Source organism: Cupriavidus sp. OV096 (assembly GCF_900115455.1).
GTDB lineage: Bacteria > Pseudomonadota > Gammaproteobacteria > Burkholderiales > Burkholderiaceae > Cupriavidus.
The window spans coordinates 1-20,442 of the sequence record NZ_FOWM01000002.1; the positions used below are offsets into that span (position 1 = coordinate 1).

A 20,442-nucleotide genomic window follows, 5' to 3' on the forward strand; every position below is an offset into this window, starting at 1 on the left:
CTCCAGGAACTTGGTGAGCAGGTTGAAGCAGGTCGTCTTGCCCGCGCCGTTGGGGCCGATCAATGCGTGGATCGAGCCGCGTCGCACCTGCAGGTTGACGTCGCTAACCGCCGTGAACCCCTTGAATTCCTTCGTGAGGTTCTTTGTTTCCAGGATGATTTCCTGAGTCATAGTCTCCTGCCCGCCCTCTTGCTGCGATACCGGGTTGTGCCCGGCACTGACAATGGTTCGAACTCCGGCTTTGTCGCCATGTTTGCCGCGTTATAGGTGTCTGGAAGCGGCGCGGCTGCCGCGATATCCGGGTGGCTCAACCGCCCTGAAGTGCAGGCGGGAGCACCGTATACCGGCGACTATTGTGTGCGTCTGCTGCGTCGCAAAACATCGGGGTTTGCACTAGGCATAAGACATGCAGGAGTCGTCATGTTTCGCCTTGTCTGGTCAACGCTGGCGCGGGTTGGCGGCGGGTTGGGGGCTCCCGCTGCCGACCCGGCACATCACGCCACGGGAATACCCGAAGGCGTGTCAGCAAGCACCTGCACCACGGCGGCGCCACTGGCGCGCAGCTTGCGATCCTCGCGGATCATGTCGCTGGCGCGCTCGGCGATCATGATCGTCGGCGAGTTGGTATTCCCCGACGTGATCAGCGGCATGACGGACGCATCCACCACGCGCAGGCCGGCGATGCCCCGCACGCGCAGGCGGTTGTCCACCACGGCGTCCGGATCGTCGGCGGTGCCCATGCGACAGGTGCCCACCGGGTGGAAAATGGTCGTGCCGATGGCGCCAGCAGCCTCGGCCAGCTGCTCGTCCGTCTCGAAAGCGGCGCCGGGCAGCCATTCCTGGGGCTTGTACGGCGCCAGCGCCGGGGAGGCGACGATGCGCCGCGTCAGGCGCAGCGAATCGGCCGCCACCTTGCGGTCCTCCTCGGTGGCGAGGTAGTTGGGGGCGATGGCCGGTGCGCGCCGGAAATCGGCGTCTTCTATATGTACGCTGCCGCGCGAGCTGGGCCGCAGGTTGCACACGCTGGCCGTGAAGGCGTTGAAGGCGTGGAGCGGATCGCCGAACTTGTCGAGCGACAGCGGCTGCACGTGGTATTCGAGGTTCGGCCGTGTGTAGCTGGGGTCGCTGCGCGCGAACGCGCCGAGTTGCGACGGCGCCATGCTCATCGGCCCGCTCTGGTTGAACGCGTACTGGAGGCCGATGCCGAGCTTGCCCCACCAGCGCGCCACGCGCGTGTTCAGCGTGCGCACGCCATCCACCTTCATCACCGCGCGCAGCTGCAGGTGATCCTGCAGGTTCTCGCCCACGCCCGGCAGCGCCTGCCGCACGCGGATACCGAGCGACTGCAGCCGCTCCGGCTGGCCGATGCCGGACAGCTCCAGCAGCTGGGGCGAATTGATCGCACCCGAGGCCAGGATCACTTCCTCAGTAACGCGTGCCTCGCGGTTCTCCCCGCCGCCGACGAACTGCACGCCGGTGCAGCGGCGCCCGTCGGGGCCGTCGAAGGTCAGCGCGCTGACCTGCGCCCCGGTGACGATGGTCAGGTTGGGCCGGTCCGAGGCGCGTCGCAGGAAGGCCTTGGCCGTGTTCCAGCGAATGCCGCGCCGCTGGTTGACCTCGAAATAGCCGACGCCGAAGTTGTCGCCACGGTTGAAGTCCTCGGTACGGGGGATGCCGGCCTGCTCGGCCGCGTCGATAAAGCGCTCGAGGATGTCCCAGCGCAGCCGCTGGGCCTCCACGCGCCATTCGCCGCCCGCGCCGTGGAAGGCGTTGGCGCCGCGATAGTGGTCTTCGCTGCGCCGGAACAGCGGCAGGACGTTGTCCCAGCGCCAGCCGTCGTCGCCGGCGATGCGCGCCCACTCGTCATAGTCCTCGCGCTGGCCGCGCATATAGATCATGCCGTTGATGGACGAGCTGCCGCCGAGCACGCGCCCGCGCGGGTAGCCGAGCGAGCGGCCATTGAGCCCCGGCTCCGCCACGGTGCGGTACATCCAGTCCGTGCGCGGGTTGCCGATGCAGTACAGGTAGCCCACCGGAATATGAATCCAGTGATAGTCGTCCTTGCCGCCCGCCTCCAGCAGCAGCACGTTGACGTCGGTGTCCTGCGTCAGGCGGTTGGCCAGCACGCAGCCGGCCGAACCGGCGCCCACGATGATGTAGTCGTACGTCTCCATAGTCCCTGGCTAGTCCTTCAATGCGCCCCGGCACATCGGTTTTATTATCGGAATGCCACGGATCATCGCACGACTCGGACCCTGCCGCCGTCAGGGCTTTGCCTGAGCCCCCGCACCCGTCCCCGCCACGGGTGCCGCCCCCAGATGCGCCCGCAGCCAGCCGGAGAGCGCCGCGAACACCTCGCTGCGCAGCGGCTCGGCCTCGTTGAAGATCTCGTGATAACCGTTGTCGAACCAGACCATCTCGCGCAGGTCCTCGGGCGCGTTGTCGTGGAAGGTCCGGCTGCCGGCGGCATCGACGATCCGGTCCGCGCCGCCCACCAGCATCAGCGTGGGCGCCTCGAGCCGGGGCGCGTCGGCCTGCGCCTGGGCCATGCCGTGGAGGAACGTCTCCAGCACGCCGGCGCTGATGGTGCCCTGCACCAATGGATCGGTGCGATAGGCGCGCGCCACCTCGGGGTCGTGCGACAGCTGCCGCGCGTCGATCGGATTCGGCACGCGCAGTTGTGGCGCCAGCGCCAGCAGCAGCCGGTGCACGGTCATCATGCCGCTGGAGATGCGCAGCGCAAGTGCCGGCGAGGACAGGATCAACGCGCGAATCGGCCGCACGCGTGCCGTGGCCAGCCGCGCCGCCACGAGCCCGCCCATGCTGTGGCCGAGCACGATCGGCAATTCGTTCCACTGGCGCACGGTGGCGTCGTGGATCTCGGCGAGGTCATCCACATAGATGTCCGCATGCGGCACGGCCATGCGCGGGCCGCCGCTGGCGCCATGGCCGCGATGATCATAGGCGCGCACGCGCAGGCCGAGCCCGCACAGCAGCGCCGCCACATGCGGGTAGCGCCCGCTGTGCTCGGCCAGCCCGTGTACCAACAGCAGCGTGCCGAGCGGCTCGGGGTAGCGGTTCGGATCGGGCAGCCAGGTGCGCACCAGCAGCTCGGTGCCGTCGCGCATGCGCTGGCGGGTCTCGGCTGGGGCGATGCTGGGGCGGGCGGCGGCTTCGGTGCCGGGCCGTTCGTCCACGCCGCCCACGTCGTCCGTGCCGATGAGAGGTTCGTCCATCGCTGGTCTCCTGATTGGTACGCCTGCTTCTTCTTGTGGGAATGCTTGCGGCGCGCGGTCAGCGGTGACAGCTCGCACAATCCTTGGAATCCTCGCCGGCGGCGCTCGCCATGTCCGCCAGGATCGGGCAGTCGGGGCGATCGTCGCCGCTGCATGACTCGGCCAGCGCACGCAGCGTGTCTCGCATCGCAGCCAGTTCGGCAATGCGCACTTCGAGATCCGCCACGTGCTTCAGGGTCAGCGCCTTGACGTCCGCGCTGGCCCGCGCGCGGTCGTGCCAGAGCGACAGCAGCCCGCGAATCTCGTCGAGCGAGAATCCCAGATTACGGGCCCGCCGCACGAAGCGCAAGGTGTGCACCGCGCGGTCGTCGTAGCGCCGGTAGCCGCCCTCGGAACGCGGCGGCGCGTCCACCAGGCCGATCGATTCATAGTGGCGGATCATCTTGGCCGTGACGCCAGAGGCCGCTGCGGCTTCTCCGATATTCATCGTGATTCCTCATCAGTCGATCGGGCACTCGCCGCCCCAGCACCCGCCGGATGCCAGCGGCGCAGCAAGAGCGCATTGCCGACCACGCTCACGCTCGAAAACGCCATGGCCGCGCCCGCGACCACCGGGTTCAGCAAGCCGGCGGCGGCCAGCGGAATGCCGATCACGTTGTAGATGAACGCCCAGAACAAATTCTGCCGAATCTTGCGCACGGTGCGGTGCGACACGGCGAGCGCATCGGCCACCAGCGCGGGGTCGCCGCGCATCAGCGTGATGCCGGCGGCGTGCATCGCCACATCGGTGCCGGTGGACATGGCGATGCCCACATCGGCGGCGGCCAGCGCGGGGGCGTCGTTGATGCCGTCGCCGACCATCGCCACCACGGCGGCGCCGTCGCGCTTGAGCGCGGTCACGCGCGCGGCCTTGTCCTCGGGCAGCACCTCGGCCTGGAACTCGTCCAGACCGAGCGCGCGGGCGACCTGCGCGGCGGCGCCGGGGTTGTCGCCGGTCAGCATCACGGTGCGGATGCCCGCCGCGCGGAGCCGTGCGATGGCCGGTGCGGCGCCCGGCTTCACGGCATCGCCGAACGCGACGAGACCCGCCACGCGTCCGTCCGCCATCAGCCAGGACACCGTGCGGCCCTCGGCGCGCAGCCGCTCGGCTTCGGCCTGGAGCGGACCGGCGTCGGCGTGCAGGCTGGCGCGCAACGCCTCGCTGCCCAGTTGCAGCGGCTGGCCATCGACCACCCCGGCGATGCCACGCCCCGGCAGCGCACGCACCTCGCTCGCCGGCAGGGGCGCGATACCACGCGCGGCGGCAGCCGCCAGCACGGCACGGGCCAGCGGATGCTCGCTGCCGGACTGCAGCGCCGCCAGACGCGCCAGCAGCGCGGCTTCGTCCCCATCGGTGGCGATCAGCGCCACCACATCGGGCTTGCCGACGGTGAGCGTGCCAGTCTTGTCGAAGGCGACCACCGACACGCGATGCGCCACCTCCAACGCCTCCGCATCCTTGATCAGGATGCCCGCGCGCGCGCCGGCGCCCGTGCCGGCCATGATCGCGGTCGGCGTGGCCAGCCCCAGCGCGCACGGGCAGGCGATGACGAGCACGGCCACCGCGTTGAGCATCGCGGCGGTCCAGTCGCCGCCCACCAGCCCCCAGCCGAGCAGCGTGGCCGCCGCCAGCGCCAGCACCACCGGCACAAACACCGCGCTGACCTGATCCACCAGCCGCTGGATCGGCGCCTTCGCGGCCTGCGCGTGCTCCACCATGCGGATGATGCGCGCCAGCACGGTCTCCGCGCCCACCGCCACGGTGCGCGCCACCAGCAGCCCTTCGGCATTGATCGCGCCACCGGTGAGGCGATCCCCGGCGCGCTTCGGCACCGGCACGGACTCGCCGGTCAGCATCGATTCATCGACATGGCTGCTGCCTTCGATCACCTCGGCATCCACCGGAATACGTTCGCCGGGACGCACGATGACTTCGTCGCCCACGCGCACGGCGGCCAGCGGCACGGTGGCTTCCACGCCGTGCCGACGCACCTGTGCGGTATCCGGCCGCAGCGCGGCCAGCGCGCGGATGGCGGCGGCGGTCTGACGCTTGGCGCGCGTCTCCAGCCACTTGCCGAGCCGCACCAGCGTGATGACCACGGCGGCGCTCTCGAAGTAGAGGTGCGGCATGACGTCGTGCGCCATCGCCATCTGCCACAGTGACAGCCCATACGCGGCGGACGTGCCGAGCGCCACGAGCAGGTCCATATTGCCGGCCCCGGCGCGCACGGCCTTCCAGCCGGCCTTGTAGAAGCGCCAGCCGAACACGAACTGCACCGGCGTAGCCAGCAGCCACTGGACCCACCCGGGCAGCATCGCGTGGATGCCGAACCACGCGAGCACCATCGGCGCCACCAGCGGCACGGACAGCGCGGCGGAGATCGCCACGGGCCACGGGCCGGACCAGAAATCGGCATGCCCCGCCTCCGCCGACACCGATGCCTCGTCCGCCGGAACCGGCGTGGCCGCATAGCCGGCGCGCGTGACGGCATCGGCCAGCGCCGCCGCATCCACGGCGCCACGCTGCACGGTGACGGCGGCGCGCTCGGTGGCGAGGTTGACCTGGGCATCCTCGACGCCGGGCACCGCGCGCAACGCACGCTCCACCCGGCCCACGCATGACGCGCAGGTCATGTCGGCGATGTTCAGGTCGATGGTGTCGCGCGGCCCTTCGGCGGCGATCAGGGCGGGGGTACTGGACATGACAGGAAAACTCCACGGGAGCCATCGATAGCGATGACTGCACTGTGAACCCTACCATGATTGGAAGGTCAAGGTCTTTGCGCGACGCGGAAAGCGCTTGCGCTTCCCATGGTGGGAAGGTTCACACTGCAGGCTATCGTCATTAATCCCGGAGTTCCAAGATGATCCAGTTCCAAGTCGAAGGCATGTCCTGCAACCATTGCGTCCGCGCCATCACCCAGGCCGTGCAGGCCGTTGATCCTGCGGCACGCGTCACGGCCGATGTGCCGACGCAGGCGGTGAAGGTGGAATCGGGCGCGGATCGACAGGCGCTGCGGCAGGCGATCGAGGGGGCGGGGTATCCGGTGAAGGCGGAGTGAATCTGGCGCCATTTTGTGTTGCGCCTGAATCATCGCAATTTCAGCGTATGGCCATAGCCGGAGCGCAACCCGTCATATAGATTCCGCGGTCCAAGCTTCCTCGACCGCGATCCATCGATATGAAACCGTTGCGATGCCTGCTCGTTCTCATCGGCACTTTTACGCTGTCCAACGGGGCCACCGCCTCTCCGCAGGAGCCTGATGAATTGCCGACACGCTATGTGTCGGCCCCAAACCTCCCCTATTCCTCGATGCAAGAGTGGGAAGGACGCGTGGCAGTGGTCAGGGCCAGATCAGGCTCTTACGGTGTCAGGGACCCGTCGACGCGGCGCGAGATACTGCGGCCTAATTGGAAGGCCGTCGAGATCATTCAGGCAAGGCACCCCAGCCCCGCCGTGGCGCCCCCTGTCCCGGCCTACCTGCTGGCAACGAAGGTGCGCATGCAGCTCTTCACCTTGTCCGGCGAGCCCGTCGATGTCCCGCCGTTTGACAGGATCGAGGTCCTGCACGACTTCTTCGTTTCCCTGCGCCCCGGTCTGATGCTGTGGAAAACAACGGATCTGCAGGCCAAAACCTGCATGCTCTACAGCATGGGTTTCCGGCCGCTGCTCCGCACACCCATGCCGCTCGACGTTTTCGGCAAATGTCCGGCTGAGTATTTCAAGGAATACTCCAGCTTCGCATTCACCGACACGGCGGAACAGAGTCGGATATACCGCAAGGAACTTGCCGGTCCCGAAGGTCTGCTGCTTCCGACCGCCGCGAATATCGACGGCACCATCGTTTTTCGTTATGAAGACGGCTCTCTGGTCTTGAGGCGGCGTCGCGGTGGACCGCTGGAATATCGCCTGGTCAATGCCGCCGCACAGGATGTCCAGGGCGCAAGTTTCAGTAGATTCCGAACGTTTGGCCGTCGCCCTCTGGTCCTGCATGAGGGGAAATGGCGGACCCTCAATCCTGACGGCACCCTCGGTTCACGGCTCTTGTTCAGGTTCAGTTCCTGACGGTATCGCGCGAACCATGAAAAAAGGGCACCCTAGGGTGCCCTTCTTGTCACATCACGTCCGGATCAAACCGATCAGAACCGATACCCCACATTCAGGAAGGTAACGATCGGGTCGATCTTGATCTTGGTGTGCGACTGCACCTGCGCGCCGTTGGCCAGCGTGGTGGTGAAGTTGGCGGTGGTCGAGATCGGCACGTAGGACACCGACAGGCCGACGAACCAGTTGTCGGTCACGGCATAGTTGGCGCCGACGTTGAACACCGGGTTCCACGACGGCTTGGCCGAGGCGGTCATGGTCGAGCCCGGGCCGAATTCGCTCTGCACGAAGGTCTGGTTGGTGACCGTTTCGCCCGTGAACCACGTGTAGTTCACGCCGATGCCCACGTACGGGCGGAACTTCGTCTTGGCGTCGAAGAAGTGCCACTTGGCGACGATGGCCGGGCTCCACTGGCGCACCTTGCCGAGCTTGCCGTACTTCTCGTAGCCACGGTCACCGCTCACGTCGTGCTCCGGCGGAATGCCGGCCACGAATTCCGTGGAGATGTTGTCCGTGAAGAAGTGGCTGAACGCCAGGCCGACCGTGTCGGCCGAGTCGATCGTGGCGCCCGTGTTCTGGCGCTGCAGGCCACCGGTGGGACGGCCCGCGACCGAGTCGATCGTCAGGAATTCCGAGTGGCCCTGCGGCATCACCCGGAACCAGCCCAGGCTGACGATATTGCTGCCCGCGGATTGTGCTTGTGCCACGCCCGCCAGCGTCATTGCGGCGGCGGCCACGAGCATCTTCTTATAGGTGTTCTTCATGATTCCTCTTACTCCTCATCCTCGTTCTGTCTCAACTCACTGCTGGCACGCATTATCCGTCTCACGGACGGCAAGCTGTTTCAAACGTGATACCGGGAGGTAGAAGAATTGCCCTAAAGGCAGGGTTAACCCAAGAACCTCGCACAAATCGAGGTCGAATTCGCCTCAAAACGCGGCTTTCGCGCAACGGTTCTGTTCACAAAACGATAATCCATTCGAACAGCGTGGTTTTTCCGCTGAGGACGAAGGTCAGCCGGCGTCACTCCGGCTCGCCAGCACGCAGGCAGCGAGGTCCCAGAGCGCGTAGCCCACGCTCTTGAAGACCAGCGGGCAGCCGGTGCGGGCGCGCAGGGCGTCGGCATCGAGAATGGCGGTTTCGAACGGCTGGACCGTGGCCCAGTCGATGCCGGCCTGGAGCAGGTCGCCCGCCTCGTCCTCGATGCCGAACAGGGTGTCGGCCAGCAGCCTGCCTCGGGCGGAGGCGGTCTGGCAGAGCACGGGCGGCAGCTCGCACATATCGGGGCGGAATGCGCCGACGCCTGCGACGAAGTGCCGATCTGCCCACAACCCACTGTCGAGGTCGGGCAGCACCGCCGTGCGGCTCGACGTCACCGTGACGACCATCGACACATGTGGAAGTGCCTCGGCCACATCGTCGATCACCCTCGCTTCCACGCCGAGGGCGCGCGCCTGGGTGGCCAGCGCCTCGGCCTTGTCGCGCGTGCGCGACTGCAGCCAGACCCGCCGTACCGGCAGGCCGGCCACGAAGGCCTCGAGGTGGGTCTGCGCCTGCACGCCGGCGCCGACGATCAGCAGCTCGCCATCGGACTCGGGCGCGAACGACTGCGCCGCCAGCAGCGTGACCGCCGCCGTGCGCCGCCCCGTGACCGTGGGGCCATCGAGCATGGCGATCCGCTCGCCCGTTTGCGCATTGGCGACCAGCACTTCGCCGAGGATGGTCGGCAGGCCGCGCCGGGGATTGTCGGGATGGACGGTGATGTTCTTGGTCATCACCAGGTCGCGGTTGCGCGCAGGCATGACCAGCAGCGTCCCGGCGCCGCTCGCGGCGTCGCCCACGGGCAGCGCGATGCGCGGCGGCGCCATCGCGCTGCCATCCCGCAGTTCAGCGAGCATGGCGGCGATGGCCTGGGCCAGTTCGGGATACGGCAGGCGGGCCGCCGTGGCGGCGGCGTCGAGTGGGACGAAGGCGTTGGGCATCGGGCGACGGATGGGTGACAGGTGGGCCGAAGGCAATCCGCCATTGTCCCCCATGCCGCGCCCCCGGGATCAGCGCGACAGCATCCCCATCACCGCCGCCGCGTAGCGCGTACCCGCCGCTGCGCCGGCCGGGAATACGGCCTCGATGTCGGCAAGATCCTGCGCTCCGAGCCGCACATCGAGCGCACCAAGGTTGTCATCGAGATTGGCGATGCGGCGCGTGCCCGGAATCGGCACCACATGCTCGCCGCGCGCCAGCACCCAGGCCAGCGCCAGTTGAGCCGGCGTGCAGCCGCGGGCATCGGCCAGCGCACGGACCTTGTCCACCAGCGCCAGGTTGCGGGCGAAGTTCTCGCCGATAAAGCGCGGATTGGTCTTGCGATAGTCGTCCGCATCGAAGTCGTCTGGCGTGCGGATGGCCCCGGTCAGGAAGCCGCGCCCGAGCGGGCTGTACGGCACGAAGCCGATGCCGAGCCGCTCGCACGTGGCGTAGATGCCGTTTTCGTCCACGTCACGCGTCCACAGCGAGTACTCGGTCTGCAGCGCGGTGAGCGGATGCACCGCGTGGGCGCGTTCGATGGTCTCCGCGCCCGCCTCTGACAGCCCAATCCAGCGCACCTTGCCCGCCTGGACCAGTTCGGCCATCGCGCCGACGGTGTCCTCGATCGGCACGGTCGGGTCCACGCGATGCTGGTAATAGAGATCGATGGTGTCGAGGCCCAGCCGCTTCAGGCTGGCATCGCAGGCGGCACGCACGTACTCGGGCCGCCCGTTCACGCCGCGCGCCGCCGGATTGGCCGGGTCGCGCACCATGCCGAACTTGGTCGCCAGCACCACCTTGTCGCGCCGCCCGCCGGCCAGCGCGCGGCCAAGCAACTGCTCATTGGTGTGCGGGCCGTAGATGTCGGCCGTGTCGAGCAGGTTCACGCCGCGCTCGATGGCATGGTGGATCGTGCGGATCGACTCGGCGTCGTCGTGCGCACCGTAGAAGTCGCTCATGCCCATGCAGCCGAGGCCCAGCGGGAAGACGTCGGGGCCGACCCGGCCCAGTTTGCGCATTGCGGTCATGTGAGACTCCTTGTGACGGGGTTGGAAACTGGCGCCCAGTATCCCCATCCCGCGCGATCGGAAACAGCATGCTACGCTGCAAACATCATGAAGCCCGACTTCACAATCGATCCTGATTCCCTGCCCTCGCTGGCCGCCTTCGCCTGCGTGGCGCGGCTTGGCAGCTTCACGGCCGCTGCCGGCGCGCTGGGCGTCAGCCCCTCGGCGGTCTCCCAGACCATCCGGCACCTGGAAGACCGGCTGGGTGTGCGGCTGCTGCAGCGGACCACGCGCCATGTCGGCCTGACCGAGGCCGGCGCGGCACTGCTGGCCCGCGTGGCGCCGGCGCTGGCCGAGATCCAGGCGGCCACCGAGGACGCCCGCGCCCAGCGCGACACCCCGGTCGGCACGCTGCGGCTGACCAGTTCGCACTCGGCGGTGGTCATCGCGCTGCGGCCGATCCTGACGGACTTCATGCGCGCCTATCCGTCGATCTGCGTCGATCTGGTCACCGACGACCGCTTCGTCGACCTGATCGCCGAAGGTTTCGACGCCGGCCTGCGGCTGGGCGAGGCACTCCACCAGGACATGGTGGCGATTCCAGTGACCGGCCCGCTGCGGATGTTCGTGGCGGCCTCGCCCGACTACCTCGCCCGCCACGGCACGCCGCAGACGCCGCACGCACTGCATCAGCACGCCTGCCTGCAATACCGCTTCGGGCCGATAGGTTCGGTGTATCGCTGGGAGTTCGCGCGCGGCGGGCGGCCGTTCACGGTCGATACGCGCGCCGCGCTGATCGCCAATGACAAGACCATGCTGCATCAGGCTGCGGTGGCCGGGCTCGGCCTGATCTACGAGTTCCCGCACCACATCCAGGCCGCGCTGGCGGCAGGCCAGCTCGTCACCGTGCTGGAAGACTGGACGCCGCCGTTCTCGGGCTTCTACCTCTACTACCCGAGCCGCGCGCTGATGCCGCCCAAGCTGCGCGTATTCGTCGATTTCCTCAAGGCGCGCGGCCTGCCGGCAACGGCCTAGCGCCGCATCGACGTGCGCTGCGGCCCGGCCTCGCGCACGCTGGCGCCGCGCACCTCGATGCCGATGTCATCGACGACCTTGCCCGCCGCATCGACCAGTTCCACGCGATGCCGGCCCGGCCACGGCAGCCACGCCAGCTGCCCACCCTTGCCGAGCGGCTTGCCGTCGATGCGCCAGCTCACCGCGCGCGCCGTCTGCCCGGTCAGCCCATCGGCATGGAACCAGACGCGTTGCGCATCGGGCGGAATATCGGGATCGAGCGCGAAGATCGTGCCATCCCTGGGACTGGCGATGGCCGGCGTGCCGCTCGACGGTGGCGCCGCGCCCACGTTGATGCGCGTCACGGCGGTGCCGGCCAGGAACACTTCCTCGCGCGCCGGCTCGAGGTTGTCGGCGAAGGTCAGCGGCACCCGCTCCACGCCGGCCGGCATCGCGGGCGCGCGGCTGGACGACTGCCGATGGAGCGCCGCCATCACGTCGTGCCACACCGGCGCCGCGCCGGAGACCCCCGACACATCGTGCATGCTCGCGCCGCTGGCGTTGCCGATCCACACGCCCACCGTGTAGCGCTGCGACCAGCCGATGCACCAGTTGTCGCGCATGTCCTTGCTGGTGCCGGTCTTCACGGCGGTCCAGAAGCGCGTGGTCAGCGGGCTGTCGAGGCCGAAGGTTCGCGCCCGCGCGTGGCGGTCGGCCAGCACATCGCCAATCACATAGCTGGCCGCCGGACTCATCACGGGCTGGCGGGGCACCGTCGCGCCGTCCACGGTCATCCGCACCGGGCCGTAGGCGCCCTGGTTCGCAAAACTCCGATAGGCATTGGTCAGCGACAGCAGCGACACATCGGCGCTGCCCAGCGCGAGGCTGTAGCCGTAGTAATCGCCCGATTCGGTGAGCGGCAGGCCCAGCGCCACCAGCCGCCGATGAAAGCGATGCGGCGTGACCATCACCAGCGTCCGCACGGCCGGCACGTTCAGTGACGAGCCGAGCGCCGCGCGCAGGCTGACCCAGCCCGCGTAGCGATGATCGTAATTCTGCGGAATGTAGAGCCCGCCGCCGGTCGGCAGGTTGACAGGACGGTCATCGAGCAGCGACGCGGCCGTCAGCCGTCGTTCCTCGATGGCCTGCGCGTACAGGAACGGCTTCAGCGTCGAGCCGGCCTGACGCGGCGCGGCGGCGTGATCGACCTGTGCGGCCGACGACAGCGCGCCTGAGGAGCCCACATAGGCCAGCACATCGCCGCTGGCATTGTCGATGACCACCACGGCGCCGTCCTCGGCATTGCGCCCGGCCAGTTCGCGCAGATGGCGCGAGAGGCTGTCCACGGCCACGCGCTGCACCTCGGCATCGACCGTGGAAGCGATGCGCGCCGGCACCGGCCGCCCTGCCGGCAGCGTCTCGCGCGTATGGGCGATCACGGCGCGCGCAAGGTGCGGCGCCAGATTGGTCCGGAAACTCGCGTCCGGCACGCTGGCCGACTTCGCCAGGGCCAGCGCCGTGAAGCCATCCAGGCCGTCGCACTCGCGCGGCTGCTTCATCTCGCGCAGGATGCGGCACGCCCGCACCGACACCTGCCCCGGCGCGGCGTTGGGGCCGCGCACCAGCGCCACGGCCAGTGCCGCCTCGCGCGCATTCAGGCCGCTCGGCACCTTGCCGAACAGCGTCTGCGACATCGCCGAGAGCCCCACCAGCTCGCCCCGGAACGGCACGAGGTTCAGGTATGCCTCGAGGATCTGGTCCTTGCTCCAGCCGTGTTCGAGCGAGGCGGCGCTGACCGCCTGCCCTACCTTCTGGCCGAAGCTGCGCCCGCGCGCGGCACGCAGGTCTTCATCGAGCAGACCGGCCAGCTGCATGGTCAGCGTGGAGGCACCGCGCGTGCGCGTGTTCCACATATTGGCCCACGCGGCGGCGGCCACGCCCTGCCAGTCCACGCCGCTGTGCGCGTAGAAGCGCCGGTCCTCGGACAGCACGATGGCCGTGCGCAGGGCCGGCGAGGTGTCGGCCAGCGTCACCCAGTCGCCACGCCGCGCGCGGAAGTCGTCCCGCACGCGCGCCACGGGTTCGCCATGGCGATCCATCACGACGATGTCGGCGCTGCGCCAGTTGTCGCGCACGTCGCGGAAGGCGGGCACCGCCGCCGCCGAGGACGTGGCTGCGGCCAGCGCGAGCAGGACGAGTGGGGCAAACAAGCGGCGCGGCATCGTCATCGTCCCCCGGCCTCCCCGCGCTCCGACACCACCCCCGCCACCAGCAGCACCTGCGCCAGCGCGTAGGTCCACCAGATGCCGAGTTGGTAGGTATCGAACGGGGACAGGAACCTGGCCATGCCGATCATCGCGTCCGAGGCGACGAAGCACAGCGCGCCCAGCGCGGCGAGCGGCGTTGGCAACTGCGCCAACAGCGCCGCGCAGGCCATGGCCGCCAGCGCGCCGATGTAGACCGTGACCGGCAGCGCCATCTCGCCAAGATTGGGCCAGAAGCGGCCGAGCAGCGCGCCCGCCGCACCGATCACCAGCCCGCAGCCCAGCAGTCGCTGCGGCCGGAGATCACGCGCCATCGGCACGAACAGGCGCAGGTAGGCCAGGTGCGCCAGCAGGAAGGCGCCGAGCCCGCCGAGGAACGAGATCTTCAAGCCCGGCAGCGCGAGCAGGAAATCGCCGATCGCCGAGAACACGAGCGCCACTACCAGCCAGCGGCGCTCGCCAAGCGGGCGATGGAACCACGCGGCGCGCGCCAGCATGATCGCCATCGCCGTCTTCCACGCCGGCTGGTAGGCGATCTGGCCGGTCAGCGGCGTGCCGGGCGGCAACTCCATCGACGCCTGGAGCAGCAGCACGCCATAGACCACGGCGGCCAGCGTGCCCGCGATCCACCACTCGCGCACGCGCGGCGGCATCCGCATCGCGAGCCAGCTCATGGGCGCGCTCCCACGGTCACCTTGGCGTTGGGGGCGGCGCCGAACACGTCGGGTGCGTAGAGCGCCTCCACGCGCGTGGGCGGCAGCGCGAACTCGCCGGCGTTGTTGAGCCGCACCGTGTACTCCACCGCCACGTTGCCCTTGGGCAAGTAGCCGAAGTACTCGCGGTACGACTCGGGCGTGCGTTCGGTGAAGGTCGCCGACGACTTCTTCTCGCCGCTCGTGGCGATCTGCGAATCGCGGCCCAGCCCGCTGCCGAGGATGGTGGCGCCGGTCGGCACCGGATCATTCACCACGACCCAGGTCATGTCCGCCTGCGCGTCCACTTCGAGCCGCACGCGATAGGAGTCGCCGCGCGACCACTTGCCCGCCACGGCCTGCTCCACCGGTGTCACGGTGCGCTTGATGCGATACCCCGCCGCCACCGGATCGCGCAGCGGCACGGCGGCCATCGCCCGCACCGTGGCCCAGGGACGGCCCGAGCCCTGCTGCTCGACCTGCAAGGTGCCAGTCGTGCCGGCAGCGGGCCACGGCAGTTCCACCGCGCCGCTCGCCACGCCATCCTTCTTGGTCGCGCCCGACCAGTCGAACGTGCGCGAGGCATCGCCCAGCGTCACGCGCGCGCCGCCGGCCACCGGTGTCTTCTCAAACGCCTGCGCGTAGCGCTGCACGGCCAGCACGCCCCAGGCGTTGGCCGTGGTGGTGCCCCACGCGCCGCGCGTCTGGCGGCCCAGCAGGCCGGTCACCAGTTGCGGCACATCATCTTTCCAGCCCGGCAGTTGCGTGGCCAGCGCCAGCAGCTTGGCGGCGTTGACGTCGCCGTTGGCCATCAGCCACCACCAGTCGTCACTGCGCTCGGTCGAGAACACCAGCCGCGTGCCCTGCACCGTGAGCCGGCTGCGCAGCAGTTGCTGGGCTTCGGCGAGGCGTTTTTCATGCTCGGGGATGTCCGTCACGCGCGAGAGCAGCGCCAGCCAATCGATCAGCGCCGAGGTGGGCCACTGCGCGGGCAGGATCTGGACGCTGCCGAGCATGCGCGCCTGGGCGTGGCCGGTGCGCGAGAGTGCCTCGAGCGCGGCCAGCTTGCGTACGTCGAGGTCCATCGACGCGGATGCCGGCGCCCAGCGCGGCGGCGTGATGCGCCCTTCGACGAACGACGTCAGCCCACGCTCCATCTGCGCGCGCTGCGCCTCGGGGAGGCGCATCGGCAGACCGGCCCGTGCGGCCTCATCGGCCACGGACAGCAGGTAGGCCGTCAGCACCTCGCTGCCCGCGCTCGCATCGCTCTGCAGCGGGAAGTAGGCGGCCAGGCCGTTGCTGTCGAGGTAGGACGGCAGTTGCGCCATCAGTGCATCCCACGCCGCCGTGTCGCCCAGGCCGAGCGACTTCGACGTGCGCTGTTCGAGGCAGCTATAGGGATAGTGGCGGAACCACTCGCGTACGCCAGGCATCCCGCCCGCCAGCGACGACTGCATCGTCACCTGCATGCCGCCGCGCAGCTTGCCGGACGGATCGGTCAGCGCGCCGGCCGGGGCCTGCACCGGCACCGAGACCGTCGGCGTCATTTGCGCCAGCATCGCCTGCTGCGCGGTGACGGGCACCGCCGGGACGATCTGCTGCGAGAGCTTGAGCCGGTCGGCCGCATTGCTACCGCCCTTCTCGGTCGCCGCCACCTCCCACATTACCGTGCCGCTGCGGCTGTAGGCCAGCAGCGCCGGCGCGGTCACGTCCCAGCCAATCTCGCGCGAGGCGCCGGCCGCCAACTCCACGGTCTGCGCCGGCAGCGTCTGGGCATCGACGAGCGTGGCGCGCGCGGTGGCCTCCACAGTCATCGCCCGTTGCGTGGTGTTGCGCAGCGTGAACATGGCGCGATACTTGTCGTCCTCGCGCACCAGCAGCGGCAGGCCCGAAATCATCTGCAGATCCTGCGTGGCGGCGACGGTGGCGCTGCCGGACCCGAAACGGCCCACGCCGAGGTCGGCCACGGCGACGATGCGGAAGCTCGTCAGCGAGTCGTTGAGCGGCACGTCGAGCGTGGCACGCCCTTCGGCGTCGAGCTGCACGCGCGGGTTCCACAGCAGCAGCGTGTCGAACAGTTCGCGCGTCGGACTCTTGCCCCCGCCGCCGCCGGCCGGCACGGCCTTGCGGCCGTAATGGCGCCTGCCGATGATCTCCATCTGCGCGGTCGAGGTCTCCACGCCATAGCTGCGCCGTTGCAGCATCGCGTCGAGCAGGTTCCAGCTCGTGTTCGGCATCAGTTCGAGCAGCGCCTGGTCCACGGCGGCCAGCGCCACCTCGCCGTTGGCGGCGGGCTTGCCGTCGGGCAGCTTCACCTGCACCACCACGCGCGCCTTGCCGCGCACCGGGTAGGTGGCCTTGTCCGGCGTCACGGTCACGTCGAGCCGATGGGCTTCATTGCCGACGCGGATCTCGGCCAGCCCGAGCCGGAACGCCGGCTTGGACAGGTCCACCAGCGGCGATGGCGCCACGTAGTCGCGCCCCTCGCTGCGGAACGCGCGCCACCAGTCCACCGGCTGGCGCCAGCCCCAGGTGAAGAACGAGTACCACGGCACGTCGCGGAGGCGCCCGCGCACGCTCAACACAGACACATAGACGTTCGGCCCCCATTCCGGCTTCACCTTGAGCCGCACCGTGGGATCGGTGCCGTTCAGCTCCACCACCTGCGTTTCGAGAATGCCTTCCCGTTCGATGGCGACCAGCGCCGTGGCATGGCGGAACGGCATGCGCACCTGAAACACGGCGGTATCGCCGGGCGCGTAGGCGCGCTTCTCCGGCAGCACGTCCATGCGGTCGTGGTTCTCGCCGCCGAACCAGAGTTCGCCCTGGCGTGTGACCCAGACCGTGGTGGAAGCCTGCGAGACACGCCCGTCCGTATCGCGCGCACTGGCGATCAGCTCCACCTGCCCCGCCTGCGCCAGCGACACGTCGCAGCGCATGCGGCCCTGCGCATCGGTGCGCGACTCGCACACCACGCCCAGGTCCTTGCTCTCGGTACGGTTGTCATAGCGATAGAAGCCGCCAACCACGCGCTGGCGGGCAGACGTGGTGATGCGCGCGCGCGCCTTCACCTGCACCGGCGTATCAGCCACCGGCTTGCCCTGGGTGTCGAGCACCACGCCCTGTACCGACAGCTTCTGGCTCACCGATACCCAGTTGGCCGCGCGGATGCCCGCCACCACGGCGGCCGGCCACACCGGCACGGTCTGGCGCAGCGTCTGGATCTCGCCGTTCGGGTCGGCAAAGCCGGCCTCCAGTACGAGGTCGCCCGGCGTAGTGATCTTCGGCATGTCCTTGACCGTGACCTTGCCGTTGCCGTCCTTGTCCAGCGTGACGGGCAGCTTGTCGGCGACGAGCTTCTCGCGGCTTTCGCCCGATGTGTCCTCGCTGTCTTCGTCATCGACGGTGGCCTTCTCGTCCGGCGCGCGCGGCGGCTGGAACGAGAATTCGTCGAAATCGGCGAAGTTGACCGGCTTCTCGCGCAGCAGCGCCGACAGGCGCACCGGCAGGCCGGCCGCGCCGCCGCCGTTCAGATAGTGGATTTCCACGCCGACCGGCACCTCGCCCGGCGCGACCAGCGCGTTGCCCTTGGCTTTCGGGTCCTTGGCCGTGCTCAGCGTACCGGACAGTACCGGCAGGCGGAATGCTTCGACGCGGAAGCTGCCGCCGTCGAGCGTGCGGCCATCGACATAGACCAGCCCCACGGTGTAGACGCCCAGCTTGGCTGCCTGCGGGATCTGGAAGGTGCTCTCGGCGCTGCGCCCGCCCGTGGCCGTGGTACGCCAGGCCAGCGGCAGTTCATAGGTCTGGCCGCTGCCGTCATGCGTGACGACGGCCTTCTCCGGCATCGATGCCGGCAGCGCAAAGCCCTGCGCCGTCTCGCTGCGCAGCAGGTGCTTCATCGACACCGTCTCGCCCAGCCGCAGCAGCGTGCGGTCGAAGATGGTGTGCGCGCGCACGGTCTGCTTCGGGCTCATGTCGGTGGGCACGTTGAAGCGCCACGTCTCGATGCCACGGTTCCAGTTCGACATCACGAAGGCCATGTCGGCCTTGCCGCGCGCCTTCGGGTGGTCGGCGGCGATCCGTGCGGAGACGAAGTAACCCTCCATGCCGTTGCCGCAGTCCTGGTAGCGCTGGTCCGGCAGCTTGGCGAAGCGGGCGACGCCGGTGGCGTCGGTGGTCCCTTCGCCCAGCAGGGCGCCCTCGCAGCTACGCACCGCGATGCGGGCGTTGGCGACGGGCTTGCCGTCGTCGAGGCCGGTCACCCAGGCCAGTCCGCTCATCTCGCCCTCGGCAGTGCCGCGCGCGAGCTTGAAATGGACGCCGAGGTTGGTCACCAGCGCCGCCGTGCGCACGTACATCGGCTCGGACTTGCCGAGCAGCGCGGCGCCCAGCATCGGCGAGGCAATCTCCACCACGTGGAAGCCCGGCTCGGGCAGCGGAATGCCGACGACCTCGAAGGGTCGGGGCGAGGTGTCCGACGATTTCGGAATCGCCAACGTCTGCGCGCCCGCCACGCCGCGCAGCAATGGCACCGCGCGCGTCTCGATGGCCGGGGCGTCGCGCGGGCTCTTGGCCCGGTACGGCGGCTGGCCGGCACGGATCGCGTCGATCTGTTCCTTGGTCCACGTGTTCTCGTGCATGCGCTTGACCATGCCGAACCAACGCAGGATGGCCGTGTCGTCATCGACCTTGAGCCGCGCCACAGTGCCCGCCTGGGCGCGCACGGACGTGGCGGGCAGGTCGGCCTCCACGTTGCGCAGCGTCACGGGCAGCAGCGGCGGATAGTCGGCCGGGGACTTGCCGCGCGGCACATCGGCGAAACGTTCCACCACGCCGAACGGCGCGGCGGCGAACTTGGCCAGCGGCGGCAGCGCGCCGGTGGTCAGCTTGATCGGGAACAGGTCCGCATTGGTCAGCGGGCGGCCGCTGTCGTCCTTGATGTCGCGCGGGGCCTCGATGGTCAGGCTGGCGCGCTCCGGGAACGGCGCGGTGAAGCGGACCGACTCCACCGGGGCGTCCGGCGGCGTGTCCGGGTCGAAGGCCGGCGCGCGCGGGCCGGACGGGGTTTTCAGGACGATGTGCTCGGCCACCTTGCGCGGAATCGGGGCGGTGAAGGTCACCGTCATCGGCCGCAGCGGGGTGCAGGGCGCCTCGGCCCGTTCGCGCTCACAGGTGAAGCCGGCGGCGAAGGCTTCGCGCACCGTGTAGTCGAAGCGGCGCGGCGCCGTGGTGGCAATGCCGGAGGGTGTGGCGATGCCCGCATCGAGCACGAGCTGCATCCGCGCGCCGGCGGGCAGCTTCTGCTGGCAGGCCAGCAAGTGCACCGCCTCCCCTTCCCGCTTGACGATCTCGTTCCAGCCGACCGCCGCAATCACGTCCGTGCGTTCCTTGCCGGCCAGCAGCCGTACCGGAATGCGCTCGCCCAGGCCCTCGGCCTGGCACCACGCGTGTTCGCGGATCGACCCGGCCGTGGCCGCGCCGTTAAAGCGCAGCACGAAGACCTGGTCTTCCTCCACCTCTCCGCCGGAAGGCCGGGCCGATACCACCGTGGGCCCACCGGTCTCGAACCGGTATTCCGGCTTGCCCGCGTAGGCCTTGCCAGCCACGCTCTTGAGCCCGCCGGCAATGCGCACCGTGCAGCGCATGCCGGGCGGCAGGTCACGCTCGAAGTCGAATACCCAGTTGGTGGCGTTGACCCAGCGCCCGCTACCGGCCGCCGCACCGCCGGTGCAGGACACCGCCGCGGGTGGCGCGGCGTTGAGGTCGCCCATCGGCACCATCGGCTCGTCGAACCGGATGGCCACCTGGCGCACCTGGGGCACCACCCCTTCGGGCGAGAAACGCGCGATCTGCGCCGCGTGCGCATCGCCGGCGCCGGCCCACAGCGCCAGTCCCGCGCCCAGCACGGCCAGCCTCCCAAACGTGGTGGCGTACCCGCCGCTGCGACCCGAGGTGACAATCGTCCCCATCATCCTTTCCTTGTTGGATTTGGCTCGGGGCGAGGGTGACATGCGCGGATGGCAAGCGCAAGCCTCTGCACATTTTGGATTTTGTGTATGG

14 protein-coding genes are annotated in these 20,442 nt (G+C 69.3%); 3 read left to right on the top strand and 11 right to left on the bottom strand.

The features are described 5' to 3' along the window. From BM115_RS04035 to BM115_RS04055, 5 genes are all read right to left on the bottom strand, one after another. Positions 1-171, bottom strand: a 171-nt coding sequence (locus BM115_RS04035; protein ID WP_143093850.1) for an ATP-binding cassette domain-containing protein, incomplete at its 3' end; no start/stop codon positions are given. Between the two features lie 323 nt (positions 172-494). Next, on the bottom strand, positions 495-2,174 hold the full coding sequence (locus BM115_RS04040; RefSeq protein WP_092290917.1) for a GMC family oxidoreductase: 1,680 nt from the start codon (positions 2,172-2,174) through the stop codon (positions 495-497). A gap of 90 nt (positions 2,175-2,264) precedes the next feature. Further along, positions 2,265-3,128 (bottom strand): alpha/beta hydrolase, encoded by an 864-nt coding sequence (locus BM115_RS04045; RefSeq protein WP_255370720.1) that lies wholly within the window; start codon positions 3,126-3,128, stop codon positions 2,265-2,267. Between the two features lie 166 nt (positions 3,129-3,294). Beyond that, a complete protein-coding gene (gene cueR, locus BM115_RS04050; RefSeq protein WP_092290921.1) occupies positions 3,295-3,723 on the bottom strand; it encodes a Cu(I)-responsive transcriptional regulator in 429 nt (142 codons plus the stop codon). Continuing rightward, the gene (locus BM115_RS04055) at positions 3,720-5,978 is read right to left on the bottom strand and encodes a heavy metal translocating P-type ATPase (RefSeq protein WP_092290923.1); all 2,259 of its coding nucleotides are present in this window, start codon (positions 5,976-5,978) and stop codon (positions 3,720-3,722) included. The genes cueR and BM115_RS04055 overlap by 4 nt, the downstream gene beginning before the upstream one ends. Before the next feature lie 161 nt (positions 5,979-6,139). Between BM115_RS04055 and BM115_RS04060 the strand changes: the two genes are divergently transcribed. Together BM115_RS04060 and BM115_RS04065 are read left to right on the top strand one after the other, a co-directional pair. Further along, on the top strand, positions 6,140-6,337 hold the full coding sequence (locus BM115_RS04060; protein ID WP_092290925.1) for a heavy-metal-associated domain-containing protein: 198 nt from the start codon (positions 6,140-6,142) through the stop codon (positions 6,335-6,337). 119 nt (positions 6,338-6,456) lie between these two features. Further along, complete coding sequence (locus tag BM115_RS04065; protein ID WP_143093851.1) at positions 6,457-7,341, top strand: hypothetical protein; 885 nt, start codon at positions 6,457-6,459, stop codon at positions 7,339-7,341. 74 nt (positions 7,342-7,415) lie between these two features. Here BM115_RS04065 and BM115_RS04070 read toward each other — a convergent pair whose 3' ends face one another. The 3 genes from BM115_RS04070 to BM115_RS04080 all read right to left on the bottom strand — a co-directional run bounded on the left by BM115_RS04070 (position 7,416) and on the right by BM115_RS04080 (position 10,430). Next, on the bottom strand, positions 7,416-8,144 hold the full coding sequence (locus BM115_RS04070; RefSeq protein WP_092290929.1) for an OmpW/AlkL family protein: 729 nt from the start codon (positions 8,142-8,144) through the stop codon (positions 7,416-7,418). Between the two features lie 249 nt (positions 8,145-8,393). Continuing rightward, a complete protein-coding gene (locus tag BM115_RS04075; protein WP_092290931.1) occupies positions 8,394-9,362 on the bottom strand; it encodes a delta(1)-pyrroline-2-carboxylate reductase family protein in 969 nt (322 codons plus the stop codon). A 69-nt stretch (positions 9,363-9,431) separates the two neighbouring features. Further along, entirely contained in the window at positions 9,432-10,430 is a 999-nt protein-coding gene (locus BM115_RS04080) for an aldo/keto reductase (protein ID WP_092290933.1), read from the bottom strand. Positions 10,431-10,517: 87 nt separating this feature from the next. On the opposite strand from BM115_RS04080, the gene BM115_RS04085 reads away from it, so the two are divergent. Further along, positions 10,518-11,444: a LysR family transcriptional regulator gene (locus BM115_RS04085; RefSeq protein ID WP_092290936.1), complete on the top strand. Its 927-nt coding sequence runs from the start codon at positions 10,518-10,520 to the stop codon at positions 11,442-11,444. On the opposite strand, the gene pbpC is transcribed toward BM115_RS04085, so the two are convergent. The 3 genes from pbpC to BM115_RS04100 are packed head-to-tail and all read right to left on the bottom strand — an operon-like array spanning position 11,441 to position 20,354. Further along, a complete protein-coding gene (gene pbpC, locus BM115_RS04090; protein WP_092290938.1) occupies positions 11,441-13,645 on the bottom strand; it encodes a penicillin-binding protein 1C in 2,205 nt (734 codons plus the stop codon). The two genes, BM115_RS04085 and pbpC, sit on opposite strands and share 4 nt — an antisense overlap. Before the next feature lie 2 nt (positions 13,646-13,647). Further along, positions 13,648-14,361, bottom strand: a complete 714-nt coding sequence (locus BM115_RS04095; protein ID WP_092290940.1) for a lysoplasmalogenase — start codon at positions 14,359-14,361, stop codon at positions 13,648-13,650. Continuing rightward, entirely contained in the window at positions 14,358-20,354 is a 5,997-nt protein-coding gene (locus BM115_RS04100; protein WP_092290942.1) for an alpha-2-macroglobulin family protein, read from the bottom strand. Before BM115_RS04100 ends, BM115_RS04095 begins: the two co-directional genes overlap by 4 nt. Positions 20,355-20,442: the final 88 nt, after the last annotated feature.

What these genes read in the sequence shown, in the direction of transcription:
- pbpC (WP_092290938.1), bottom strand. Translation starts at nt 13,645, where the DNA reads ATGCCGCGCCGCTTGTTTGCCCCACTCGTCCTGCTCGCGCTGGCCGCA.
- cueR (WP_092290921.1), bottom strand. Translation starts at nt 3,723, where the DNA reads ATGAATATCGGAGAAGCCGCAGCGGCCTCTGGCGTCACGGCCAAGATG.
- BM115_RS04095 (WP_092290940.1), bottom strand. Translation starts at nt 14,361, where the DNA reads ATGAGCTGGCTCGCGATGCGGATGCCGCCGCGCGTGCGCGAGTGGTGG.
- BM115_RS04060 (WP_092290925.1), top strand. Translation starts at nt 6,140, where the DNA reads ATGATCCAGTTCCAAGTCGAAGGCATGTCCTGCAACCATTGCGTCCGC.
- BM115_RS04045 (WP_255370720.1), bottom strand. Translation starts at nt 3,128, where the DNA reads ATGCGCGACGGCACCGAGCTGCTGGTGCGCACCTGGCTGCCCGATCCG.
- BM115_RS04070 (WP_092290929.1), bottom strand. Translation starts at nt 8,144, where the DNA reads ATGAAGAACACCTATAAGAAGATGCTCGTGGCCGCCGCCGCAATGACG.
- BM115_RS04085 (WP_092290936.1), top strand. Translation starts at nt 10,518, where the DNA reads ATGAAGCCCGACTTCACAATCGATCCTGATTCCCTGCCCTCGCTGGCC.
- BM115_RS04080 (WP_092290933.1), bottom strand. Translation starts at nt 10,430, where the DNA reads ATGACCGCAATGCGCAAACTGGGCCGGGTCGGCCCCGACGTCTTCCCG.
- BM115_RS04040 (WP_092290917.1), bottom strand. Translation starts at nt 2,174, where the DNA reads ATGGAGACGTACGACTACATCATCGTGGGCGCCGGTTCGGCCGGCTGC.
- BM115_RS04055 (WP_092290923.1), bottom strand. Translation starts at nt 5,978, where the DNA reads ATGTCCAGTACCCCCGCCCTGATCGCCGCCGAAGGGCCGCGCGACACC.
- BM115_RS04100 (WP_092290942.1), bottom strand. Translation starts at nt 20,354, where the DNA reads ATGATGGGGACGATTGTCACCTCGGGTCGCAGCGGCGGGTACGCCACC.
- BM115_RS04075 (WP_092290931.1), bottom strand. Translation starts at nt 9,362, where the DNA reads ATGCCCAACGCCTTCGTCCCACTCGACGCCGCCGCCACGGCGGCCCGC.
- BM115_RS04065 (WP_143093851.1), top strand. Translation starts at nt 6,457, where the DNA reads ATGAAACCGTTGCGATGCCTGCTCGTTCTCATCGGCACTTTTACGCTG.